The sequence below is a fragment of the Bartonella sp. B30(2025) genome, from assembly GCF_053793825.1.
The window spans coordinates 315202-340494 of sequence record NZ_CP200034.1 but is presented as its reverse complement, the minus strand read 5'-3'; the positions used below and the strand labels follow the sequence as shown (position 1 = coordinate 340494).

General features: G+C 35.9%; 21 protein-coding genes. 6 read left to right on the top strand and 15 right to left on the bottom strand.

What is annotated here, in order from left to right; all coding sequences use genetic code 11:
• Nucleotide 1: 1 nt before the first annotated feature.
• The 5 genes from V4P55_RS01415 to V4P55_RS01395 form a co-directional block, all read right to left on the bottom strand.
• A complete protein-coding gene (locus V4P55_RS01415) occupies nucleotides 2-1381 on the bottom strand; it encodes a class II 3-deoxy-7-phosphoheptulonate synthase (RefSeq protein WP_455474676.1) in 1380 nt (459 codons plus the stop codon).
• 92 nt (nucleotides 1382-1473) lie between these two features.
• Nucleotides 1474-2865 (bottom strand): glutathione-disulfide reductase, encoded by a 1392-nt coding sequence (gene gorA / locus V4P55_RS01410; protein WP_455474675.1) that lies wholly within the window; start codon nucleotides 2863-2865, stop codon nucleotides 1474-1476.
• A 198-nt stretch (nucleotides 2866-3063) separates the two neighbouring features.
• On the bottom strand, nucleotides 3064-3621 hold the full coding sequence (locus V4P55_RS01405) for a DUF2059 domain-containing protein (protein WP_455474674.1): 558 nt from the start codon (nucleotides 3619-3621) through the stop codon (nucleotides 3064-3066).
• Between the two features lie 111 nt (nucleotides 3622-3732).
• Entirely contained in the window at nucleotides 3733-4437 is a 705-nt protein-coding gene (rpiA, locus tag V4P55_RS01400; protein ID WP_455474673.1) for a ribose-5-phosphate isomerase RpiA, read from the bottom strand.
• A 282-nt stretch (nucleotides 4438-4719) separates the two neighbouring features.
• On the bottom strand, nucleotides 4720-6873 hold the full coding sequence (locus V4P55_RS01395; protein ID WP_455474672.1) for a ComEC/Rec2 family competence protein: 2154 nt from the start codon (nucleotides 6871-6873) through the stop codon (nucleotides 4720-4722).
• A 164-nt stretch (nucleotides 6874-7037) separates the two neighbouring features.
• On the opposite strand from V4P55_RS01395, the gene gltX reads away from it, so the two are divergent.
• The 6 genes from gltX (at nucleotide 7038) to V4P55_RS01365 (ending at nucleotide 14080) form a co-directional block, all read left to right on the top strand.
• On the top strand, nucleotides 7038-8495 hold the full coding sequence (gene gltX, locus V4P55_RS01390; RefSeq protein WP_455474671.1) for a glutamate--tRNA ligase: 1458 nt from the start codon (nucleotides 7038-7040) through the stop codon (nucleotides 8493-8495).
• 235 nt (nucleotides 8496-8730) lie between these two features.
• Nucleotides 8731-10026 (top strand): citrate synthase, encoded by a 1296-nt coding sequence (gene gltA / locus V4P55_RS01385; RefSeq protein ID WP_455474669.1) that lies wholly within the window; start codon nucleotides 8731-8733, stop codon nucleotides 10024-10026.
• Nucleotides 10027-11001: 975 nt separating this feature from the next.
• Nucleotides 11002-11754, top strand: coding sequence for a transporter substrate-binding domain-containing protein (locus tag V4P55_RS01380; RefSeq protein WP_455474668.1), 753 nt, complete (start codon nucleotides 11002-11004; stop codon nucleotides 11752-11754).
• A 75-nt stretch (nucleotides 11755-11829) separates the two neighbouring features.
• Nucleotides 11830-12558, top strand: coding sequence for an ABC transporter permease (locus tag V4P55_RS01375; protein WP_455474666.1), 729 nt, complete (start codon nucleotides 11830-11832; stop codon nucleotides 12556-12558).
• Nucleotides 12548-13255, top strand: coding sequence for an ABC transporter permease (locus tag V4P55_RS01370; protein WP_455474664.1), 708 nt, complete (start codon nucleotides 12548-12550; stop codon nucleotides 13253-13255). The genes V4P55_RS01375 and V4P55_RS01370 overlap by 11 nt, the downstream gene beginning before the upstream one ends.
• Before the next feature lie 51 nt (nucleotides 13256-13306).
• Complete coding sequence (locus tag V4P55_RS01365) at nucleotides 13307-14080, top strand: amino acid ABC transporter ATP-binding protein (protein WP_455474662.1); 774 nt, start codon at nucleotides 13307-13309, stop codon at nucleotides 14078-14080.
• Here the strand turns inward: V4P55_RS01365 and lpxB are convergent, their stop codons facing one another.
• The 10 genes from lpxB to pyrH all read right to left on the bottom strand — a co-directional run bounded on the left by lpxB (nucleotide 14081) and on the right by pyrH (nucleotide 25253).
• Nucleotides 14081-15289, bottom strand: a complete 1209-nt coding sequence (lpxB, locus tag V4P55_RS01360) for a lipid-A-disaccharide synthase (protein WP_455474660.1) — start codon at nucleotides 15287-15289, stop codon at nucleotides 14081-14083.
• Nucleotides 15282-16154: an LpxI family protein gene (locus V4P55_RS01355; RefSeq protein ID WP_455474658.1), complete on the bottom strand. Its 873-nt coding sequence runs from the start codon at nucleotides 16152-16154 to the stop codon at nucleotides 15282-15284. The genes lpxB and V4P55_RS01355 overlap by 8 nt, the downstream gene beginning before the upstream one ends.
• A 2-nt stretch (nucleotides 16155-16156) precedes the next feature.
• Nucleotides 16157-16981, bottom strand: coding sequence for an acyl-ACP--UDP-N-acetylglucosamine O-acyltransferase (lpxA, locus tag V4P55_RS01350; protein WP_455474656.1), 825 nt, complete (start codon nucleotides 16979-16981; stop codon nucleotides 16157-16159).
• Between the two features lie 9 nt (nucleotides 16982-16990).
• Nucleotides 16991-17470: a 3-hydroxyacyl-ACP dehydratase FabZ gene (gene fabZ / locus V4P55_RS01345; RefSeq protein ID WP_455474654.1), complete on the bottom strand. Its 480-nt coding sequence runs from the start codon at nucleotides 17468-17470 to the stop codon at nucleotides 16991-16993.
• Between the two features lies 1 nt (nucleotide 17471).
• Complete coding sequence (lpxD, locus tag V4P55_RS01340; protein WP_455474652.1) at nucleotides 17472-18518, bottom strand: UDP-3-O-(3-hydroxymyristoyl)glucosamine N-acyltransferase; 1047 nt, start codon at nucleotides 18516-18518, stop codon at nucleotides 17472-17474.
• A 66-nt stretch (nucleotides 18519-18584) separates the two neighbouring features.
• A complete protein-coding gene (gene bamA / locus V4P55_RS01335; protein WP_455474650.1) occupies nucleotides 18585-20978 on the bottom strand; it encodes an outer membrane protein assembly factor BamA in 2394 nt (797 codons plus the stop codon).
• Nucleotides 20979-21197: 219 nt separating this feature from the next.
• Entirely contained in the window at nucleotides 21198-22346 is a 1149-nt protein-coding gene (rseP, locus tag V4P55_RS01330) for an RIP metalloprotease RseP (protein ID WP_455474648.1), read from the bottom strand.
• Nucleotides 22347-22361: 15 nt separating this feature from the next.
• A complete protein-coding gene (locus V4P55_RS01325) occupies nucleotides 22362-23180 on the bottom strand; it encodes a phosphatidate cytidylyltransferase (RefSeq protein WP_455474646.1) in 819 nt (272 codons plus the stop codon).
• 755 nt (nucleotides 23181-23935) lie between these two features.
• A complete protein-coding gene (gene frr / locus V4P55_RS01320) occupies nucleotides 23936-24496 on the bottom strand; it encodes a ribosome recycling factor (RefSeq protein ID WP_455474644.1) in 561 nt (186 codons plus the stop codon).
• 37 nt (nucleotides 24497-24533) lie between these two features.
• A complete protein-coding gene (gene pyrH / locus V4P55_RS01315; RefSeq protein ID WP_455474642.1) occupies nucleotides 24534-25253 on the bottom strand; it encodes a UMP kinase in 720 nt (239 codons plus the stop codon).
• Nucleotides 25254-25293: the final 40 nt, after the last annotated feature.

Here is a 25293-nt window from a genome sequence, read left to right as displayed (position 1 = left end):
CCTAATCATTCACTGCCAAAGCTACTGCATCAGTATTACGACTTTTTTTAAGAAGCTCCGCAACAAGAAAAGCCAACTCCAACGCTTGATCTGCATTTAATCGAGGATCACATTGGGTATGATAACGATCAGATAAATTTTCTACTGAAATAGCATGAGCACCACCCGTACATTCAGTGACATCACGACCTGTCATTTCAATATGAATACCTCCTGGATAAGTTCCTTCTTCGCGATGTACTACAAAAAACTTTTCCACTTCCTTTAAAACATAATCAAAAGGACGCGTTTTATAACCATTTAAGGTAATCGTATTGCCGTGCATTGGATCACATGACCATATAACTTTACGTTTTTCACGTTCAACTGCACGAATCAGTCTTGGAAGATATTTTTCAACCTTATCGTGACCAAAACGAGTAATAAGCGTCAAACGACCTGACTCATTTTCTGGATTCAAAATATCAATCAAACTCAAAAGCTCATTTGGTTCAATAGAAGGTCCACACTTCAACCCAATAGGATTTTTAATGCCACGACAATATTCAACATGGGCATGATCAATTTGACGTGTACGATCACCAATCCATAACATATGACCAGAGGTTGCATACCAATCTCCAGAAGTTGAATCAATGCGTGTTAAAGCCTCTTCATAGCCAAGCAAAAGTGCTTCATGGCTAGTATAAAAAGATGTTTCCCGTAATGAAGAATTCGTTTTAGACGTAATCCCTATAGAGCGCATAAAATCAATTGCTTCAGAAATGCGCTCAGCCAACTGTTTATAACGCTCCCCTTGTGGACTATTAGAAATGAAACTTAACATCCACGTGTGAACATTTTCTAAATTAGCGTATCCACCTTGTGAAAATGCGCGCAATAAATTAAGCGTTGCTGCTGATTGACGATAAGCCATAGACATTCGTTGTGGATCAGGAACACGAGAATCCGCATTAAATTCTATGCCATTAATAATATCCCCTCTATACACAGGAAGCTCTACCCCATCTTTGCTTTCCATGTCAGAAGAGCGTGGCTTTGCAAATTGACCAGCAATGCGACCAATTTTAACAACTGGCTTAGAACTTCCAAAAGTTAAAACGATCGCCATTTGTAAAAATACACGAAAAAAATCGCGGATATTATCAGCCTCATGTTCTATAAAACTCTCTGCACAATCCCCACCTTGCAACAAAAAAGCTTTACCCTGTGCAACTGCAGCTAATTCATTTTTCAAATCACGTGCTTCACCCGCAAAAACAAGAGGAGGATAGCTACGCAAATTTTGTTCAATTTCTGCTAATGCATATTTATCTGGATAAACTGGAACCTGTTTAATTGGCATTGTTCTCCAAGAATTAGGAGCCCATTTTTTTACCACGACATTTTCTCCAAAACTCACTTTTACAGCTTATAGTGTAATTTATAGCCTATAATATAAAAAATTTAATTATTTTCTCTAATGAGAACGGTTTAATTTTCTATTTTTTTTCCATTTTCATATATATAGCTTGGTTCATACATTGTTACCAACTCTTCTGTAACAGTTGGATGTACTGCCATCGTTTTATCAAACACATCTTTTGTCAATTTTCCTTTAAGAGATACCCCAATAAGCTGTGCCATTTCACCAGCACCATCCCCTAAAATATGAGCACCCACAACAATACGACTTTCACCATCAACAACCAATTTCATAAACATTTTTTCCAAATTATTGGAAAAAACGTTGTACATAGGACAAAAGGTTGTACGATAAATTTCAACACGCTTATAACGACGTACTGCATCTTCCTCTGAAAGACCCACTGTTCCAATCTCTGGTTGTGAAAAAACCGCTGTTGGAATTAAATCATAATCAGGCACAGTGGGAGTATTTTCCAACACAGTTTTCACAAAACACATCGCATCATGAATTGCAACGGGTGTCAATTGCATATGTCCTATTACATCACCAACAGCCCAAATATGAGGGACACTTGTTGTCATCTTCTCATCAACAATAATACCACCACGCTCATTTAATTTAACTCCTGCCCGCTCAAGTCCCAATTCTGCTGTATTTGGCACACGCCCCATAGCCAGCATAACTTGATCAGCGCTAATTGTTTGCCCATTTGACAACAGAACATCATAACAACCATCAGCAACTTGAACTTGTGAAATTGTTGCTCCATAAATAATAGAGATTCCTTTTTCAATCATTGCATCATTGAGCAACTGCCGCAAATCGTGATCAAAGTTACTAAGGACTAAGTCACCACGGTGAACTAGCGTAGTCTTCACACCTAATTCATGAAAAATATTAGCAAATTCAACTCCAATATATCCACCACCAAGAATGGTTATTGATTTTGGCAAATTTTTAAGATCAAAAGCTTCATTAGAAGTAATACACAAATCACCACCTTTTATTGCAGTGTTTCGCGTAGCTTTTGCTCCTGTTGCTATTAAAATTTTTTCTGCTCGTATCCGCTGACCTGTCGCTGAAAGTTCTATTGTATGATCATCTATAAAAACAGCACGACTTTCATAAATATGGACATTACTATTTTGCAATCCTTTACGATAAAGCCCTTCTAGTCTTGATATTTCTTTATTTTTAGCTAAAACTAGCTTTTCCCAACTAAAAACTGGATTAGCATATTCCCATCCAAAACCCGTACTGTTACGAAATTGTCGTGCATATTGCGACGCGTAAACATATAATTTTTTGGGGACACAACCGCGAATAACACAAGTCCCTCCTATACGAGATTCTTCTGCTATAGCAACACGCTTACCAAGCTTTCCAGCAAGACGTGCAGCACGTACTCCACCAGAACCACTCCCAATTACGAACAAATCAAAATCAAAAGATCTCACCAACTATTCCCTCTCATATTTTTGCAATAACAGATTATTGTCGTTTATAACCAAATGGAAATACTTTTTATTTTTAAGTACTATTTTTTATATAAAGCAATATCTTTAAAAAAACTATTTCTTTTCAAACGGCGACTTTCACGCCGTTTCTCAAAAATAAATAAAAAATTGCTTATTATCGTAACGATATCAACAAAATCACTTTTTCTTTATCGAAGAACTAGATGCCGTAGGTGTAATAGGCTTGTCCAAATTAATTATTTCGGACATCTCTTTTTTCACATTTTTTACAAGATCTTGCATAATGACATCGCGCCATGCTTCAAATGTAGAATAAGCATCATGTGCAATATTAGGAACTTCTTTCAAAAATTTTTTACCAGTATTCGAACTATAAAATGCCGTGATTGCATCGAGTTCTTCCTGAGTAAAATATTTTGCATATACATGGGCAATTTCTTTTTCCAAATCAGAACGCCGTTTAACCAAAGCAAGTGCATGTTTATCAACAATCTCAGAAATAACCGTCGCCAAATTTGGATCATTGCCTATTAGCTCATTTTTGAGATCACGTGCAGCTGTTGGTAAAAAACTATCAAATTGATCAGTTGCATGCATAGCATTGATAGCCTTTCTAGCTGCATCTAAGTGCTTATCACTCATATCAAGTGCATAAACCACTCCAATATTCACAACCAAAACGGCAACTGTAATACAACATACTAAAAAACGCTGTAAAAAAGATATTGTTTTCATTTAATGGTTACCCCGATACTTAATTATACTTTTAATTTGTTCTTTTATTCAAAATATTAGAAACCTCTTTATATTGCACTAACGCATCAACATGTAAAAAACTTGTTTTGTTCAAAAATTACACGATTCTAAAATTTTTATTTGACCATCCTTCATTGCTATAATTGCACACGAAGCCAATCCTAAAAAAAGACCGTGCTCAACAACACCAGGAATTGCAAGGAGTGCATCTGACAATAATTTTGGCTGCATAATACAGCCCCAAGATGCATCAAGAATAAAATGACCACCATCCGTTTTTAAAGGAGTATTTCCATTCATTCGCAATGTAATTTCCCCAGACAATCCTAAATCATTAGCAACTTTTTCAATAGCTATTTGTGTAGCATGCATACCAAACGGATTGACTTCAATTGGCAGAGAAAAAGCACCAAGCGTTTTTACTATCTTTGTTTCATCAGCAATGATAAGCATTGAACGAGAGGCTGCCGCTACAATTTTTTCATGTAGCAATGCACCACCCCCACCTTTAATTAAAGCCAGTTCTGGACCAATTTCATCTGCCCCATCAATATCAAGGTCAAGCTCACATATTTGTTCTAGAGTCGTAGTTGGCACTCCGCATTTACGACACAGTTGCTCAGAATATTGTGAGGTAGTAACACAAGTTACATGCAAACCATCGGAAACACGCTCTCCAAGAAGACGAATAAATTCATTTGCTGTAGAACCAGTTCCTATACCAAGCCGCATATTATCCTGAACAAATTCAAGAGCTTTGGTCGCTGCCATTTTTTTTAATTTCTGAACATTCACGAATCACTTTATCCTTTTACCAATGAAGGATATCAATAAAAGATCTATTGAACACCTTCTATGTTGAAAATATTCGCTACTATAAAGATATGTAGTTATAAAATAGAATAATTAACAATTTTATTTTTTTTAACTTATTTACATTTTTTACGTTTAAATAAGTGTTTTAAATCTACTATTCATTGCCAATAATATGCACTAATCGCATAATTTTGAAAATTCTTAATTCACCAGATGTTTTAAAAGTCATCTATTTCTTTCAAAGAGTACTTTACATAACTTTTATAAATGCCGCCTGTGCATATTCCATGGTCTGAATAAACCCCGTGAAGACCAAATGGTATTCCCGCTTTTGTCCATCATAACACTGCCTTGTGACAACAATTGTTCAAACGTAAATAGTGTTTTTGCATTCTTATTACAGTTTGAATTATGAGTGACAGCTCCATTAATTATAATATCTGCGTTTACACATTTGTTTGTCCCTTTATGTAAAACAATCACTTTTAACCCATTTTCTAATCTAGAAGTACAAACATGGTCATCACAAATAAACTGCTCCTTAAATGGAGGACCATATTTTGTTGGTTTAATAACTTCATTTACATAAAATGATTGTTTCCACATGGATCTCGTAAATTTAGAGATTGAATAACGATCAATATATAAATTTTTTCCATTAATAAGTCCCACAAGCTTTATATTGTCGGTTATAACTAATTGTATGGGGGAATGTACCCAGCAAACGTAAACACCAATCATAATAAAAAAACTAAAAGCAAGTCTAATAGGTGTTTTGCAAAAAGTCAGTCCAACCAACCCTATACTAAAGAGAATTAACGCAGATAACGGTATAAATCCGGAATTAAAAACAGGAAAAATAGTGCTTATAGTATAAGCAATTTTTGTCACAAGACCAATACCAAATCCCATAACTTGTAAAGGAAACCACTCAACACCTAAAGGCATTGCAAATGTTGCTATTAATCCGAAAGGTATGATGATTATTGATACAATAGGCAAAACTAAAACATTGCTGACAATGCTAAAAAGAGGAATATTAGAAAAATGATAGGCTGCATAAATCCCACTAGCAGACCCCGCTACAAGCGAAGATGCACCTGTTGAAATAATTGATAAAAAAGCAAAATGAATTACTCTACCCCCAATGTAAGATGGTGTCGTTTTTTTTATACGAAAAAATGACTTTCCATTCCACCAATCAAAAAAAGCTATTAAAGCTGCTGTCGCAGAAAAAGACATTTGAAAGCTAGGACTTAGTATCTCATGCGGAGCAATAGCTAATGTTATCAAACCTGCAAGAGCAAAGTTACGCATTGTTAAAACAAGACTATCACACAACACAGCAACCAACATAACGGCAACCATCACAAAACTTCTTTGCGCAGATATGGCTCCACCAGACAGAACAAAATAAAAAGCTGTTATTATTAATGATACAATAGCAGCAAACTTTTTAGTGGAATAATAGGATGAAAAAACTGGGAAAAGTGCTAAAAAACCACGAACGCTCATAAAAGCCATGCCACTTAGCAAAACCATATGCAAACCTGATATCGATAAAATATGTGCTAATCCAACTGTACGCAATGCTTCATTTGTATTATGTGAAATACCACCCCGCTGTCCTGTTATGAGAGCAGCTGCTATCTTGCCGTTTTCTCCACCAATCGCCGTAGTAATTTTTTGTGTTATTTTTATTCGCAAATTTTCAATTTTTTGTGAGACTATATCCAATATTGTATCAGGTTGCGTCTCTGGTATTTTGATCGGCGTTTCCAAATAAACACCTCGAGCACCAATCCCTTTAAAATAATTATGGAAACTAAAATCATAACTTCCTGGATACGCTGGACCAGATAATGCAAACATTTTGACTCGTCCAGACAAACCATCACCAACGACTAACCCATATGGCAAATGTCTTGCTAATAAACGAACACGTTTAGGTCCATGACATAATGTTGGCTTTTCTGTATTCAAAACATCTAAAATTAAACGAAATTTTCCTTTTTGTAGTGCCTCAATAGAAACAATTCTACCGGTCAATGTAGTGAAAACATCACGATCCAACATGGGTGTGGAAATACGCCATGTTTCTATTTTTGCAGCCAACACCCCCAATAAAGTGCAACACATAAATCCTACGATAATCCATATTTTTCGATGGACCTGCAAAATACGTAAAACATACAATATCCCAAAAAGCGCACCAACAAATACAGAAATTTGTCCCCAATTTGGTTCCCGCTCTAAATTAAAATAAAAAATGACTCCTGTAGCAAAAAATACCAAAATTAACAAAAAAAGGAGCCCTGCAGAAATTTCTTTGTTTATGCAATCTTCTAACCACTCCCAGCATAAAACTATTGTTTTCTTAAAAGACGCAAAATAATTTCCATCGTGAAAAAACATCGTCTTTTATTAAATTGAATTTCTTTTTAAGAAATTATTTTTACTTAACATCCTAACTCTCTGCTTTACTTGCTCGTGCGGATATTGCACACTCCATAGCCTATGCTAATATAACTTTTCCATAAAGTCTCACAAGCAATATCTTAATTAAAAGGAAGATATCCGTGTCCGTTATTACCCGCTTTGCCCCTTCCCCTACAGGTTTTCTTCATATTGGAGGTGCTCGTACAGCTCTTTTTAATTGGCTTTATGCAAAACATACCGGTGGAAAAATGCTTTTACGCATTGAAGATACAGATCGTGAACGTTCAACGGAAGCAGCTGTAAAAGCTATTATAGATGGATTACACTGGTTGGGATTAAACTATGATGGTGACCCTATTTCACAATTTGAACGAGCAGAACGTCATCGCCAAGTCGCAGAACAATTAGTAAAAGACGGCAAAGCTTATTATTGCTACGCTTCCCCTGAAGAATTGGCTGAAATGCGTGAAAACGCTCGGGCAGAAGGCCGTCCACCACGTTATGATGGGCGTTGGCGCGACCGTGATATTTCTGAAGCTCCCAAAGATATCAAACCTGTTATTCGCATCAAAGCACCAAAAGACGGAGAAACAATTTTGCATGATCGCGTTCAAGGCGATGTGCATTTTCCTAACAAAGACTTAGATGATTTTATCATTTTGCGTTCTGACGGCTCTCCAACTTATATGCATGCCGTTGTTGTTGACGATCATGATATGGGAATAACACATATTATACGCGGTGATGATCATCTCACAAATGCAGCCCGCCAAGCAATTATCTTCAATGCAATGGGATGGGATATCCCTGTTATGGCACATATTCCACTTATCCACGGTGAGAATGGTGCAAAATTATCAAAACGCCATGGCGCACTAGGTGTCGATGCATATCGGACAATGGGGTATCTTCCTGCTGCTTTACTCAATTATTTAGTACGTTTAGGTTGGAGTCATGGTGATGATGAATTAATTTCAATTAAAGATATGATTTCTTGGTTTGACATCGATGATATTAATAAAGGGGCAGCACGCTTTGATTTCAAAAAGTTAGATGCCATTAATGGGCATTATATGCGTATGAGCAACGATCAAGATCTTTTTGATGCTGTTCTTAACATATTGCCAGATACCGAAGGGGGACAAAAAATAATGGAAATGCTTAATGAACGACATCGTGCTCAGTTTTTAACAGCTATACCAAGTCTCAAAGAACGTTCTAAAACATTATGTGAACTCATTGACAATGCCTCGTTCATTTTTGCACAACGACCATTACACCTTGATGAAAAAGCACAAGCGCTTCTAGACAAAAATGGATTAGCTACTTTAGAGGGAATCTATTTTGTTTTGAAAAAATGTACAAACTGGGATGCTAAAGTCTTAGATGAGATTCTTCGATATTACGCACAAACACAAAATCTCAAATTTGGGGCTATTGCTCAACCACTTCGAGTGGCTCTTACAGGACGCACAACATCTCCAGGCGTTTTCGATGTTCTTATATCATTGGGACGAGATGAAACTCTTAATCGCATTCATGACCAACTAAAAAAAACACATGCTAATTTGCATGTATATCAAGGTATGTTAAGCTAAACAATCATCTATCTAAAAATGAGTGTTTTCACGTAAGTTAAAAGCGGGATTTAGCTTCAATTATTCAAAAGACGTATTAGATGTAGTGCAAATAAAAAATATTTTTAAAATTACAGGCACTAACTTTTAGAGTAAATCTACTCTTAACATCGATAGAAAAAGCTTTAACTGCATACCTCATATCTAAAAAAACAGCTCTTATTTTTAGGAGCGAGAAATCTGAAAGGAATATTTAATGTCTAAAAGTATGGCTCACATTACTGTAAATGGTAAAAACATAGATCTTCCCGTACTCAAAGGGACTATTGGTCATGATGTCATAGATATTTCTGCTCTTCATAAACAAGCAGATATTTTTACTTATGATCCTGGTTTTACTTCAACAGCCTCTTGTGAATCAAAAATCACTTATATTGATGGTGATAAAGGAATATTGCTCTACCGTGGTTATCCTATCAATCAACTGACTGAGGAAGGAGATTTTTTAGAAAGCTGCTATCTTTTACTTTACGGTGAATTACCAACAAGACAAGAAAAAGCTGATTTTGATCACTGCATTATGCGACACACAATGGTACATGAGCAATTTACGCGATTTTTTCATGGATTCCGTCGTGACTCTCATCCTATGGCAATCATGATTGCATGTCTTGGTGCTATGTCCGCATTTTATCATGATTCTATTGATATTACAGATCCTCAACAAAGAATGATCGCTTCTATTCGTCTCATTTCAAAAGTTCCAACTCTTGCCGCTATGGCCTATAAATATAGCATTGGGCAACCGTTTGTTTATCCACGGAATGATCTTAGTTATGCTGCAAATTTTCTTCATATGTGTTTCTCTATTCCTTGTGAAGAATATAAAGTTAATCCCGTACTTTCTCGCGCCATGGATAGGATCTTTACCTTGCATGCTGATCATGAACAAAATGCTTCTACATCCACTGTACGTCTGGCAGGATCATCAGGAGCTAATCCTTTTGCGTGTATTGCAGCAGGTGTTGCATGTCTTTGGGGACCAGCGCATGGTGGAGCCAATGAAGCGTGCTTAAAAATGTTACAAAAAATAGGCTCAGTTCAAAAAATTCCTGAATTCATTGCACGTGCAAAAGATAAAAATGATCCTTTCCGTCTTATGGGTTTTGGTCACCGAGTTTATAAAAATTATGACCCACGTGCAAAAATTATGCAGCAGACCTGCCATGAAGTTTTAAAAGAACTCAATATTAAAGATGATCCACTTCTTGATATTGCTGTAGAACTTGAAAAAATTGCTCTAAATGACGAATATTTTATTGAAAAAAAGCTTTACCCTAATGTCGATTTTTATTCTGGCATAACATTAAAAGCCTTAGGCTTTCCAACGGAAATGTTTACGGTTCTTTTTGCATTAGCGCGAACTGTTGGCTGGGTTGCACAATGGAAAGAAATGATTGAAGATCCTGCGCAAAAAATTGGTCGACCACGTCAGCTTTATACAGGCTATACTGTACGTGAATACGTCCCTATAGATAAGCGTACAAGTTAAAAAATACAAAGACATATCACTAAGACTTCAATTTACTGAAATTTTAGACTTCAATGTGGATCATTAAGTAAAAAGTATAAATTTTTTTTATGGTTTTTAATTTGATTTTTTTATAGCTATAGATCATTAATCACTCATGATATAATTTTTAAGTGAACTAATGATCTTTGCTCAATCAATAAGCAAATGTGCAATGCCCTCTTTTTGTAAAGATGAGGAATATTGTTTGATACCCAAAAACGCTAATCTATAATTCTATTTAATTTGGATATGTACCTTTTTCTATTTCGTCTATAAACTGAAGGACATTGTCGTATATGAAAATTAAAGGATAATAAAAAAGTGTTTTTTCTAAAATAACATTACAATAAAAATTCCTAGCCACTCATATTTTTACTTTTTATTTTTTTTGTAAATTGGTAAAGAGGGTGGCATAATTTTGAGATTTGTCTATATGAGATTATAAGGTGTTATTGTGTGGCTTCATAATGAGCCAAACTCAAGCACTTTTCTTGAAAATCATTCATCAAAAATATGCTTTGGTATAAAAAAACATTTATTGCCTACTAACATATCAATTGGTATTGGTTTTGTATGTTGCCCAATATATAAATATTTTAACTGTACCAATTATGATAACAATATCCTTTTTTCATCATCTTTAAAGTCCAAAATTTTTTTGAACTTAAAATCAATAACTTTTTTCAAAGTTAAGTTTGCAATGTGTGAAAACAAAATAGAAAGGAACGAATTATTTCATAAAAATAGTTTCAATAAGCCAATAGAATACCTATTCTCTCTGTACTTATCATATGTAAACTTGATAAAAATAAATAACTTTCTTGATCATTATATACCCGTCAACAAGCACAAAATGAATACCAATAAATTTTTTATTACTCTTATAAATATCTTACAGATTATAAAAATACACGATAATCCCATATTTTTCTGCTTATCCAACAGGAGAACATAATGAAACTCATCCCACTCGCTCTCATAATAAGTGCAACACTATTTGTTCCATTAACTCATGCTAAAACACTAAAAATTGCGAGTGAAGGCTCTTATCCTCCATTTAGTTACATTGATTCAAATAACGAACTTCACGGCTTTGATATTGATATATCTCACGCACTTTGTAAAGAAATGAAAGCAGAATGCATTATCACTACGCAAGATTTTGATGGAATTATACCTGGTCTTCTTGCAAAAAAATACGATGCCATTATTGCTTCTCTTGCTCCTACAAGAGAGCGATTAAAAAAAATCGATTTTACAGATGCTTATTACGATACAGCATTGGCTGTTATTGTTACCAAAGATTCAGGTATTAAAGAAATCTCTAAAGAAGCCTTTAAAGGAAAAAATCTTGGTGTACAATCAAATACAACGCAAGCTGCATACGCAGAAGATCATTATGCTTTTGAAGGAGTAAATATTAAATTTTATCCTACAACAATAGAAGTTAGTCGCGACCTCTTAAGTCATCGGCTTGATGCCATCATTTTGGATAAATTGCAAGCATTAAACTGGCTAAAAAATGAAGGCAAAGGTTGCTGTGAGCTTCTTGAAACACTTCAAGAAACACGCTCTCCTATAGCAATTGGTATACGCAAAAATAATGAAGATCTTAAAAATAAATTCAATGAAGCAATAAAGAAAATCCGTGAAGACAAAACCTATGATAAAATCATGAAAAAATATTTTACATTCGATATTTATTAAATATCAATATAAACTAAAATTGAACAAACTATTATTTTTTAAGAGCTGTTATAAATCTGTGTGAGGAGCGCGAGAATGATTGAAAATTTAGCATTGCTATCATTTAGCAATGGTGGATGGGGTATGGTTATACTCTATAGTGCAGGAATGACATTATCATTGGCTTTGTGCTGTGGAGTTGTAGGACTACCTCTAGGACTCTTAAGCGCCGTAATGATTCGATCTAATGTCAAAATAGCCAGAGCTATAGCTACCCTATTTTCATTAGTATTTCGCGGACTACCAGAACTTTTGACTCTATTTTTAGTTTATTACGGTTTACACAATGTTATCCAGACGATTCTTGACTATTTTAATATTGATATAACATTTAGCATTAATGCTTTTCTTGCTGGAGTTCTTGCTCTCAGTATGGTTCTTGCAGCTTTTTCCTGTGAAGTTTGGCTTGGAGCATTCAATGCTTTTGATAAGGGGCAATATGAAGCAGCTAAAGCTTTAGGGCTTTCACGTTCAACGACTTTTTTTCGTATTGTCTTTCCTCAACTCATCCGAAATGCATTGCCAGGCATTTCTAATAACTGGCTCACTTTACTTAAAGATACATCACTTGTTTCAACTATTTCACTTGTAGATCTCATGCGACAAACCAATTTAGCAGTTGCAGCTACAAATAAACCTATGTTGTTTTATCTTATAGCTTGTTTATTCTATTTATTATTTTCTGCCTTTTTTTCCATCATTTTACACAACCTAGAAATATATACTCAAGCAGGATATAGAAAGGTGTTAACCGATGTTTCCTGAGTGGCTGCATTTCCTTTTTGATCCTGATCTTTTAAATCATTACGGATTAAAACTTATTAATGGATTAATTGTTACTTGTAAGCTTGTTTTTATTGCTTGCTCTATTGGTTTCATCTTTGGTATTCTTGTCACACTCGCACGTTTATCAAATAATAAACCTCTACAGTACTTTGCACACGCTTATGTATATTTTTTCCGCGGATCTCCTTTATTAGCCCAACTTTTTCTTTTTTATTACGGTCTTGGCTCAATGAGCAGATTTTGGCAACAAATTGGCTTATGGTGGTTTTTTCAAAATGCATGGTATTGCTGCCTTTTCATTTTTTCTCTCAATTCTGCTGCTTACCAATCTGAAATTTTTAAGGGAAGTTTTCTCTCAGTAAAAATCGGACAACGTGAAGCATCAAAAGCTTTGGGATTAAGCAGATCTGTAACATTTTTTAAAATTATTCTTCCACAAGCAATGGTTTTAGCTATACGACCTTTGGGAAATGAGATCATTTTAATGATCAAATCTAGTGCTATTGCCTCACTCGTCACCGTTTATGATTTAATGGGAATCGCAAAACTCATTTATTCACGCACATTTGATTTCCAAGTTTATATTTGGGCTGCTCTTATTTATCTTTTTATAGTTGAGCTCATTAATCGCTTTATTGCTCTTCTTGAACGTCATTTAACCAGATATTTACGATAAATAAAAATGCTAAATTAATTAATTTATGCATCAATGAGAGAATACAATAAGATGAATTTGCAAAATAAAAATCATCCCCATACAGATCAAAATTCCATAATTTCTATTCGCAACTTAAGTAAATGGTATAAAACCTTTCAGGTCTTGCATGACATTAATTTAGATATAAAAGCTGGAGAACGAATTGTTATTTGTGGACCTTCTGGATCAGGAAAATCAACACTAATTCGTTGTATTAACCAGTTAGAGCAAGCACAAAAAGGTTCAATTTGCATCCACAATGTAGATATTTATACTGCTCCTATACATCAACAAAAAAACGTTTTACGTAAAATAGGAATGGTCTTCCAGCACTTTAATTTATTTCCTCACATGACAGTTATGCAAAATTGCATTTTAGCACCTATGACAGTTCAAGGGCTTTCTAAACACCAAGCAAAAGAACGGGCAATTCATTATCTTACGCATGTTGGTATCGAAGAACACTGTGAAAAATATCCTTTACAACTCTCTGGCGGACAACAACAACGTGTTGCAATTGCACGTGCGCTTTGCATGAAACCTGAAGTGATGCTTTTTGATGAACCAACTTCAGCTCTTGATCCCGAAAGTGTTGGAGAAGTTTTAGAAATTATGGCTCAATTAGCAAATACAGGTATAACAATGCTCTGTGTTACTCATGAAATGGGATTCGCTCGCAAAGTTTCAGAAAGAATACTCTTTTTAGAAAATGGAAAAATTATTGAAGATACAGCGTCTGAAGAATTTTTTACCAATCCTAAAAGTCAGCGTGCTCGTAATTTTCTTTCTAAAATTCAACATTAGTCATAAGCCATGATTATTTTCTCTACAAAACTTGAAATGTACTGATTTTTTTTTGAGAATCGTGATGATCGTTTGAGCCGCAATGACTCCTGATGGTACTTTAGTTTTCATTTTTTGTTCCATCACCTCAAAAAGATCAAGTTGTGCCTGTCGCAATAACGGATTATGCAAAAGCTGTTCTATCTGTCGTGCCAACATACCAGGCCGTAAAAATTCATTAAAATATTCCGGAACAATAGGTTTATCAGAAATAATATTTGGAAGAGCAGCACTCCATAACATTATTTTAGGAAAAATAAATAATTTAGAAAAATAATCGAGCTTGTAACAAAGAATCATTGGAATTTTTGCTAACGCTAATTCAAATGAAACCGTTCCCTGCGCAGCAAGAGCAACATCTGCATCTGCAAAAGCACGCCATTTAGCATCTTCATCAACAACAATCTCAACTTTGTTTGTCCAATCCTTTATAAAATAACGAATTTTATCGACCAAATGCGGTAATGTTGGTAAAATAATACGCAAATTAGGAATACGTTGTACAAGAATTTTTACGGTTTCTCCAAAAATAGGCATTAAAGAGCAAATTTCTAACTTGCGTGATCCCGGCAAAATAACCAATGTTGGAAAAGAAACCTGTTTATCATATAAACGTTTTTTTTCTGATTGAACAGCTAAAAGCGGAGGATAAGTTAAAAGACGATGCCCAACATAAGTAGTAGCAGGGCCTTCAAAATCCTTCATAACTTCTTTTTCAAAAGGAAAAATTGCTAAAACATGGTCAACAAATTTGCACATAGCTTTAGCTCGCTCTGGTCGCCACGCCCAAACAGTTGGTGCAACATATTTTATAATAGGAATAGAGGGCGCTAAAACACGTACTTTTTTTGCTACACGATGAGTAAAATCAGGACTATCAATAATAATTAAACAATCTGGCTGTTCTCGCGCAATAAATTTGGATAGATTATGAATTCGCATCAGCAATAATGGTAATCGCTTCAACACTGCGCTTAAACCTATTAAAGCAATATCATGAGGATCAAAAAGAGTTTTTAATCCTAATGCTTTTAAATGCCTTCCACCAACACCAATCAAATGAATATTGCACCCTGTCTGTTGGGACAAACAAGCGATTAAATCTGCTCCAAGAAAATCACCAGATTCTTCACCTGCAACAATAGCAATTTTTAAACAACGATCATTCATGATCACCTATTTCAAATGTTTCGATAAATAGTGAATGTTCGTTAGCTCTTTCTATTGTTGCTTTCGCTGATAATATCAAACTTTTATTTGCTTCTATCGCAACACCAGATAGCCCACTCTTTGCAATATTCATCATTGTTGCAGGACCAATAGATGGTAAGTCAACACGATGATCTTGTTGAGGTTTTACACATTTAACAAGAACACCGCCTTTAGGCGGGATTTGCTTTCTTTCCCTCATTTCGCAAACCCGCCATAACATATTATCAGTTCCCTCTGCCCCTTCCACAGCTATCACCCTCCCATTGATAGCCACAGCTGCTTGCCCAATATCTAATCGGCCTAAAAGCTTTGCAGCCTCAGCAGCTAAAAAAATATCGTTTTTATCTTTTTTTGTAGCCCGCCGCAGTGTTAAATCAAATTGCGTTGGAGCTAGTAGATCTGGTACTATTTCATGAGCACCAATGACACAAAAACCATATGCTTCAATAACTTGTATAAAAGCTTTTAATAACGCATCATCTCCACTTCCTAAAGCGCCAAGTATTTTAGGTAAAGCTAAAACGGTTGTCCAATCAAGACGTAATTGCCTAAGAAGCGGCCGTCTTTTGACTCCTCCAGCCAAAACAATATTGCAAATTGCAGCCGATTTTAGGATTTTAATGAGCTGTTTTAGTTCAACAATTGACAATTCACAGTGCTCATAACGACAAAGCATTGAATCTGCTTCATCGCGGAGAAGCACAAGAAAAGGATTTTGTCCATGCTTCTCAAGTGCCTGAGCAACTGTAATCGGTAAAACACCATTTCCTGCTATAATAGCAGTTCGACCGGCAAGAAAACTTCTGGCACCAGAGGCAAACATTTTTAATCCTTATTTTCTTTTACTCCATCATCTTCAAATTTTGGCGTACAATAGAAACGTTTTCCATCTTCTCGAATAAACTTAATCACATCAAGCGCTGGCTGAGAAGTAGAATAGAAAGAAAACACATCGTTTACACGCTCTTTAAATGGTTTACTACGATCAAAAAGCATAGCAACTGCATGACGTAATGTATGGATATCTTTGCGTTCAAAACCTGCACGTTTCATGCCGACAATATTTAACCCAGAAAGTTTTGCATGTACACCAACAGCCATCCCATAGGGAATCAAATCGCCAACTAGCGCTGATACACCACCGATAAATGCATGATGTCCAACACGAACAAATTGATGAACAGCAGAACCTCCACCAATAATAACGTGATCACCAATAGTAACATGACCAGCAATCATTACATTATTTGCAAATGTTACATTATTTCCTACAGAACAATCATGAGCAACATGTGCATAGCAAAAAAATTGGCAGTTATCACCAACAACCGTCATCCCTACGCTCGAATCGGACCCTCTATGCATTGTTACACCTTCACGAATTGTGCAGTTCTTACCAATAGAAAGAGTTGTACAACCTCCATTATGCTTATTATTTTGTGGATCTCCGCCTAAAACTGCATGAGAAAATACGATACTATTGGCTCCTAACGTCGTATTTCCCATTATCACAACATGGCTCATCAAAGTGCACCCATCACCAATGATAACCTCTGAACCAACATGACAAAATGGTCCAATAAGGACATTTTCACCAAGCTGCGCTCCTTTCTCTACAAAAGCGGTTGGATGAATTTTCGTACCGGACATGCTAAATCCCTACTGTATCATTTCTTCTGTTTCGCTAATCATCGCAGCGATTTCCGCTTCAGCAACGCGAACACCCTCTACTTCTGCAACACACGAAAAACGTCTCACGCCAGACCGCTTTTTTAAAAGTTGAACATGAATTTTTAACTGATCACCAGGAACAACAGGCTTACGAAATTTTGCATTATCTACAGTCATAAGGTAAACTAGATTTTTCTTCTCATTCCCTAATTTTAAAAGGGAAATCGCTCCTGCTGTTTGTGCCATAGCTTCTAAAATCAAAACCCCTGGCATAATGGGCTTTGCAGGAAAATGTCCTGTAAAATGTGGTTCATTAACTGTTATATTTTTAATACCGACAGCCTCTTGTTCCCCATCGATTTCAACTATGCGATCAATTAACAAAAAAGGATAGCGATGCGGTAATATTGAAAGCAATTTTTCAATATCTATAGTTTCTAAAGTTTTTACTTCTTCGGTGCTAATCATATTAGCGTTTCTCCTTTTTAGCCTTGCCAATATTACGCAACGCTGCTACCTCACGAAACCATTGTTTAAATGGTCGTGCTGGGCTCCCCCCCCACTTTTCACCATCTGGAATATCATTCATTACACCACTACCAGCAGCAATCTGAACATATTTACCTATCATAACATGATCCGTAACCCCAACGCTTCCGCCAAGCTGAGACATATCCCCTATGGATGTACTTCCAGCAATGCCACATTGAGCGGCAATAAGGCAATAGCGACCTATTTTCACATTGTGAGCAATTTGTACTAAATTATCAATTTTGCTCCCTTCCCCAATAACAGTATCTTCAAATGTTCCGCGGTCAATCGTTGTATTTGCACCGATTTCTACACCATCATGGATAATAACACGACCAAGCTGGGGAATTTTCTCAATCCCACTCGTACCACCAACATAGCCAAAACCGTCTTGTCCAATACAAGCACCTGGATAAATTTGGACTCTATCGCCAATTAAAGAATACTGAATTGTTACCTTTGGAGCAATATAACATTCACGTCCAATGCGACAATTTTCACCAATAACGGCGGTTGATGCGATAAGAGACCCCTCACCAATTTTAGCATTTTTGCCAATAACCGCTCCGGCTTCAACGCACACATCATTTTCAAGCTCAACGCTTGGGTGAATATGCGCATGCGGTGAGATTCCTCTTTGTCCGAACAAAGGCATCGGCTTTACAGAAGAAGGAAATAAAATACGACCTACCTGTGCAAAATCACGCTGCGGTGTAGACGTTACCAAAATTGCCATAGATGCAGGAACTTTAAAGACAATCTCATTTGTACAAAAAACAGCAACAGCAGAACTCCCCACTAAAGCATCAGAAAATTTCCGATTCTCTACAAATACGAGAGATCCTTCTTCCGCCCTTTCAAGTGAAGAAAGAGTGTATATAACCGTGTTAGAAAATTCTGGATTAAGAAGTTTTGCACCCGTTAACTCCGCAACATTAGCAACTGTTAATCGCCGGGACGGCGTAAAAAAAAATGTATCCGCCATCAAAACACTTTCTCTCCTAACCTAGTCCACTCTCTTTAAAACTTTTCCTTCTGGATAAAATTTAAATTAGAACTTAGTAGAAATACCAAAATTAAATTGCTGCACACGATCTCCTTCTTGCTTAGTAATTGGCCAAGCATAATCAAAACGCAGAGGACCAAATGGAGATTCCCACATCAAACTAGCACCTGCAGATGTACGCCACGCACTTTTGGTGTCTGTAACAGGCGCTTCACCCTCGAAAACAGGTTTATAATTATTGCCATAGAGCGTCGCAAGATCTGCAAACACAGCACCACGTAACCCTAACCCTTCAGGAACAACAGGTATAGGAAACTGCAATTCAGCAGTTGCATTCATATATGTCGTGCCCCCTAAGAAATATACTTCACCTTTATTGGAAATCTGGCGCGGACCTATCCCGTTATATTTGAAACCTCGAATTAAATCAGAGCTTTTAAACATATCGAAAATACGAACACCTTCTTGACCTACTTCATGGATATAACCAGCTCCAAACGAAAGTAAACCGACAAGATCCATTGGATCAGAAAGGGTTTTATACATCATCGCTTTACCAGTTGTCTTCAAGAATTTTGCATTCCCACCAAGCCCAGCATATTCTTGAAGAACACGTACATACAACCCATCATGAGGATCCCTCATATTGTCAATAGTATTATAAGTCAAACCATAACTAATTGATGAACGTTTCCAAGGACTATGTTTTGCTGCTTGAACAATAGCACCAGAATACTTACCGTATAAATCTCTTACAACAGCATCATTAGTTAAATCATAATTTCCGCCAAAATCATATTCCTCCTGCACATAAGAATAAGCTACATTAGCAGACAGCTGATCACTAATAGGCAATCCAAATCGAAGCGCCCCTCCTGTTTGGCGAACATCATACGCGTTATCAGCACGATAACTACTGCGAAAAAGATCAATACCAGCGGATAAACGATAACCTAAAAAATGAGGATCAACAAATGAAAGATTGTAATTACGAGACTTCTCTTGGCCAATTCCTAAGCCTAAACGCACATACTGACCACGACCTCCAAGATTACGCTCCGTCAAAGATACCTCCAATGACATTCCAGGACTCGTACCACCTGTTGTATATCCTCCTGTCAAAGAAAGATCTCCCGTTGGTGCTTCTACGACATCTATAACCAAAACAATCTGATCAGACTGATCAGTTGGAACCATTGAAATGTTAACTGTCTTGAAAAAGCCTAAATTTTCTAACCGACGCTTTGCCCGCTGCACTAGAGTTTGATTAAAAGCATCTCCCTCATTTAAATCAATTTCACGACGGATAACATAATCACGTGTCTTTTCATTTCCTCGGATCTCGATGCGCTGAACATAAGCCCGCGGGCCTCGCTCAACATTGTACACAATTGAAATTGTATGATTCGCTAAATTACGATTCCCCCGTGGTTCGACTTTAGCAAAAGCATATCCCGCATCTGCAACCTTATTATTAATAATTTCAACAGACTGCTCAATATTCTCTGCACTATAAACATCACCAGGATGTGTTTTTAACGATCCTTGTATTGACTTAACATCAATTCCATCAATATCACTTTCAATTTTGATAGCACCAATTTTATAGCGTGCTCCCTCATCAAGAACGAAATCAATTTTATATGCATTACTCGCTTCATCAAAAACTGCTTTAGATGAAACAACTCGGAAGTCTGCATAACCACGATTATAATAAAAGCGACGCAAAGCTTCTTCATCTACGGCTAAGCGTTCTTCACTATAAACATCACCTTTCGTTAACAATGACAACAAACCTGAAGGTTTCGTTAAAATGACATCACGTAAACGGCGACTGCCAAAAGCGTTGTTACCCCTAAATGTGATGTTGCTAATCTTTGTTTTCCGACCTTCAACAACATTAAAAACTACGTTTACACGTCCTTTTCCAAGATCAATGGTTTTTACTGTAACCGTAACGTTATTGCGACCAATAGTTTTATAAGCTTCACGAATCGTATTAACATCAGCCGCAAGTTTTACCGAATTAAAAGACTCATTAGGTTTTAGTGAAATAAAGCGTTTAAGATCAAGATCTTTAAAGGATTTATTTCCTTGAAATAACACCTGATTGACGACCTCATACTCTTTAACTAGTACAATGAGTTTATCACGGACTTGATTTATTTTAACATCGTAAAATAAGCCTAAGCTGAAAAGCTGTTTTACTGCAGCATCGACATCACTACTGGAAAAACTGTGTCCAGCTTTTATGTTCATATTGTCACGAATTGCTTGGGCACTTACAAGTTTATTTCCACGAACTTCAATGGAATTAACCACAGCAGCCTGCGTCTCTTCAACTATAGCAACTGACATCAAAGCTGTTATCGGAGAAACCACTCCCATAGCTAAAACAAACATGGATGCCGCACTTAAAAACTTCGAATTTGTAGTCATTGGCTTTTTTTACCTTATCTTGTTTCCCAGACGCTATACTCGAAAAAGCTAACCGTAATAAACAACTCTTTATGTTTATAACATTCACAGCAGAGCTTCTCACCCCTTAAATTAATAACAAAAATACACGGTGCCACACTATTTCATAGACATGGTAAACAAATTTCAAACTATATACTTTACTATTACTCAATTTCTAAAATGTTTTCCATAATTTAATTAGCTAAACCAACAGAAATAATCATTAAACAGCGCAAAAACCATAAATAAGAAAACTAAGAAAAAGCCTAAATAAAAAATAATTTGCCTAATTTTAATAGAAATAGCTCTACCAGATAGAGCTTCTGTGACATGAAACAACAAATGCCCACCATCAAGAGGCGGAATCGGAAAAAGATTAATAAGTCCAATACCAATAGAAAGAAAAGCTGCAAAATTCAGCAAAGAAATCAAACCTGTTTCACTAATTTGCCATGCAATTTTAACAGTCTTTGAAGGACCACTTAATCTACAATGATCTTCTTTTCCTTCTATTAAACGACCAATAAAGAGAATTGTCTGTGTGGCGATATACATTGTACGTTTTGATGCAACCACCACCGATTCTACCAAATTGTAACGGATATGTTTTTCATAAGTTGGATCTAAACGCATCGGATTAGTTGGATCAACCGGCGCTCCTACTCCTATAACTCTGTTCAAAACTCGATTGCCAAATCCATCATCCTGCTCAATCACCGTTGGCGTAATCACCGTAGTAAATATCTGTCCCATACGCTCTATTTTAAATTCTATAGGATTCTCACCATGAAAAACAACATAAGCTGCCAAATCTTCAAAGCTTTCAATTGGTCGCCCATCCATTTCAACAAAGCGATCACCTATTACCAAACCACTCTGAGCAGCAGGAGAATCTTTTACCAAAAAACCAACAACAGGCTCAGTAGCTATACGCCCATACGTAAAGAAAAAAAATGTTAAAATAACAATGGTAAAAAGAACATTAAATAGGGGACCAGCAAAAACTGTTGCAGCCTTTTTCCAAGCATGAGCACCAGAGAATGAACCACACGTGACCAAAGATGATTGAGGTGATGATACATTCATTCCATCTTCATCCCCTATAAACTTCACATATCCTCCTAAAGGAATGAGTGATAAACACCACTGTGTGCCATGCTTATCCACGTGACTCAAAATTTTGGGTCCAAATCCAAGTGAAAAAACCGATGCCTTTATGCCACACCAACGCCCAATAAGATAATGACCAAATTCATGAACAAAAATGATAACCATAACGGCAAAAAAAATGCTCAAAGCTCTTAAAAGCAAACTGCTCATGGCGAATATGTGATGCAAAAATTCCAAGACATTTTCTCCTTATTAAATCATACTAAAAAGATTAAAAGGTGTCTCCATATTAGACATAAACGAACCAATTAAATAAAGGAAAAAAGCAGCTCCTATCAACCCATCCATACGATCCATAAACCCGCCGTGCCCAGGTAACAAAGAACCAGAATCTTTAACAAAAAACCGTCTCTTAAACCATGATTGTCCTAAATCACTTATTTGAGAAACGATTGATAAAAAAAGAGCTAGCAATGGTACTAAAAAATTTTCTAAACCTACGTCCAAAAAATAAAAAGCAATTAATACACCACCTAACACCCCAAAGAGCGTACCACCAATTGCCCCAGACCATGTTTTATTAGGGGAAATTCGTGGCGCTAATTTGGGACCACCTAATGCACGTCCACTAAAATATCCACCAATATCTGTTCCCCACACTATTGCAAACAAAAAAATAACAACCCAAAATCCTAATGTTCCAGAACCTCGTAAAAGAGATAATGCCACAACAGAAACAGATGCGTACAAAAAACCCGAAAAAACCCAGCCAACACTTCTATAAGACCCAATAGCCACTAGTAGCATTGCAAAAATCATTAAAAAGAAAAATACTAATAAAGAAGGTAGACCAAATACAAAAAAAGAACCAAAAATTAAATAAAAAATACCTGCTAAAATTTTCTGAAAATTATTCCACTTTTCTTTTGTAATATCAATCCATTCATATAAAATAAAACCGCCAATGAGCCACACAAACAAAAAAAATGAAATGCCCCCTAACCAGGTTAAGTACAAAGCAATACCACCAAAGATAAAAGCAGTTAAGATACGAGAAACAAGATTAGACAAAATAACATCCAAATAAAAAATACAAAATCAATGTGAATAAAAAGCTCTGTTAAACAGCATTTTTAGGTTTATAATTTAAGAAATTTTGATACTAACTATTATAAACAACCTGATATATTAAAAAATTACTCAAAAATTAATAACCAACTATAATAATTCTTAAAGTTCTCCTCTTAAGAGCAATAAAAATACATTTTTACACTTTTCCCTAACCGTAAAAATAGAAAAATGTCGCTATTGATCAACAATAAAATCATCAAGTTCCAAAGAATGCTTTTTTCACATTACAGCACCTCTTATCAAGCAATTAAAGAATATATCCAAAATTTAACAGACCTACAAAATCAATCATACAAAACACAATTCATTTCATCTATTCTGTTATACCCTTCATCACCAAAAGTGATTAAAAAATAAGACACAAAGAATAATAGAATAATGCCTCATTTTTCTAGTTATGTAGTTACTATGAAACTTGATCAACTATAAATAAACTTTGAACTACCTTATCATGCAACTCAACAAAATCTTGATAACAAATTTAAACAATTCAATTAATTCACTTTTTAATATACAACCTTGCCAAACTCACAGATAAAAACTAAAAAATACTAACATTTTAAATCAATTTTACCTATGCGCAATATAACAAAACGTCATTATTTGATTGTATGCTTATACATGATAAGTATAACTTTTTATTCTTACCTATTAAACAATTATGAAACATAAATTATTCATATAACAAAATCAGTTTAAACTTGCATAATTTCAGATTCTTTTACAGCTAAAACTTTATCAATATCTGCAATAGTTTCATCTGTAATTTTTTGAACTTTTTCAGATAAACTATGAGCCTCGTCTTTACCAATTTCGCCTTCTTTTTCTAGTTTTTTCAAATTATCCATCCCATCCCGACGTACATGACGAGTAGCGACACGAGCTTGTTCTGCGTATTGATGCGCAATTTTTACAAGCTCTTTACGACGTTCTTCATTTAATTCAGGCAAAGGAATACGTAAATTCATACCATCAGTAATCGGATTTAAACCAAGCCCGGAATCACGAATAGCGCGTTCTACAGCTCCTACCATTGTTTTATCCCACACAGAAACTGAAAGCATCCGCGGTTCTGGAACAGAAATATTTGCAACCTGATTTATAGGAACCACTGAACCATATGCTTCAACTGTTAATGGCTCTAACAAGCTAACAGATGCTCGTCCAGTCCGTAAACCACCTAATTCATGTTTAAACGCCGAAATAGCTCCATCCATACGACGCTTCAGATCATCCATAATTGCCGTAACACTCATATTTCTGTCTCCTTTAATTACGTCTTGAAGCTTACTCTCATTCCGATACTATTGTAAACTGTCCCGTTCCATTTAATACCTTAGCTAAACCACCTTTTTCATGAATAGAATATACGATAATCGGTACATTGTTTTCACGTGCTAAAGTAACTGCTGTCGTGTCCATAATAGACAACCCTAACTGTAAAATTTCAACATGCGTCAACTGATCAAAACGTTTAGCCGTAGGATCTACTTTAGGATCTGCAGAATAAATACCATCTACTTGTGTTCCTTTTAATAAAACATCTGCACCAATTTCTGCAGCACGTAAAGTAGCAGCAGAATCGGTTGTAAAAAATGGATTACCAGTACCACCAGCAAAAATAACAACCTTTCCTTGATTCATATAACTTATAGCTTTACGCTGCGAAAAACTTTCGCAAATTTGTGGCATAGCAATTGCGGATAACACAACTGTTTCAATCCCTAATTTCGTCAAAGATGTTCGCAATGCCAAAGAGTTAATAGCAGTTGCAAGCATTCCCATATGATCCCCCGTTACGCGGTCCCCACCGTGAGAAGCAACAGCAACTCCACGAAAAATATTGCCTCCACCTATAACAATGGCAACTTCTACCCCCATAGATCGCACCTCAGCAATATCAGCAGCAATACGATCCGCAACCGAAACATCAATCCCAAAACTCTGCTTACCCATAAGAGCTTCACCAGAAACTTTTAAAAGAATACGTCTATACTGAAGCGCTAACGTCATTAATAATCTCCCAAAAAGCACATTTATTTTTGCTTTCAAT

Bases quoted from the DNA above. Each gene is read 5' to 3' on its own strand.
- lpxD (WP_455474652.1), bottom strand. From the start codon at position 18,518: ATGGCGGATACATTTTTTTTTACGCCGTCCCGGCGATTAACAGTTGCT.
- V4P55_RS01365 (WP_455474662.1), top strand. From the start codon at position 13,307: ATGAATTTGCAAAATAAAAATCATCCCCATACAGATCAAAATTCCATA.
- V4P55_RS01375 (WP_455474666.1), top strand. From the start codon at position 11,830: ATGATTGAAAATTTAGCATTGCTATCATTTAGCAATGGTGGATGGGGT.
- lpxA (WP_455474656.1), bottom strand. From the start codon at position 16,981: ATGTCCGGTACGAAAATTCATCCAACCGCTTTTGTAGAGAAAGGAGCG.
- fabZ (WP_455474654.1), bottom strand. From the start codon at position 17,470: ATGATTAGCACCGAAGAAGTAAAAACTTTAGAAACTATAGATATTGAA.
- V4P55_RS01405 (WP_455474674.1), bottom strand. From the start codon at position 3,621: ATGAAAACAATATCTTTTTTACAGCGTTTTTTAGTATGTTGTATTACA.
- lpxB (WP_455474660.1), bottom strand. From the start codon at position 15,289: ATGAATGATCGTTGTTTAAAAATTGCTATTGTTGCAGGTGAAGAATCT.
- bamA (WP_455474650.1), bottom strand. From the start codon at position 20,978: ATGACTACAAATTCGAAGTTTTTAAGTGCGGCATCCATGTTTGTTTTA.
- V4P55_RS01380 (WP_455474668.1), top strand. From the start codon at position 11,002: ATGAAACTCATCCCACTCGCTCTCATAATAAGTGCAACACTATTTGTT.
- gltA (WP_455474669.1), top strand. From the start codon at position 8,731: ATGTCTAAAAGTATGGCTCACATTACTGTAAATGGTAAAAACATAGAT.
- V4P55_RS01355 (WP_455474658.1), bottom strand. From the start codon at position 16,154: ATGTTTGCCTCTGGTGCCAGAAGTTTTCTTGCCGGTCGAACTGCTATT.
- V4P55_RS01395 (WP_455474672.1), bottom strand. From the start codon at position 6,873: ATGTTTTTTCACGATGGAAATTATTTTGCGTCTTTTAAGAAAACAATA.
- pyrH (WP_455474642.1), bottom strand. From the start codon at position 25,253: ATGACGTTAGCGCTTCAGTATAGACGTATTCTTTTAAAAGTTTCTGGT.
- V4P55_RS01370 (WP_455474664.1), top strand. From the start codon at position 12,548: ATGTTTCCTGAGTGGCTGCATTTCCTTTTTGATCCTGATCTTTTAAAT.
- frr (WP_455474644.1), bottom strand. From the start codon at position 24,496: ATGAGTGTTACGGCAATTATGGATGATCTGAAGCGTCGTATGGATGGA.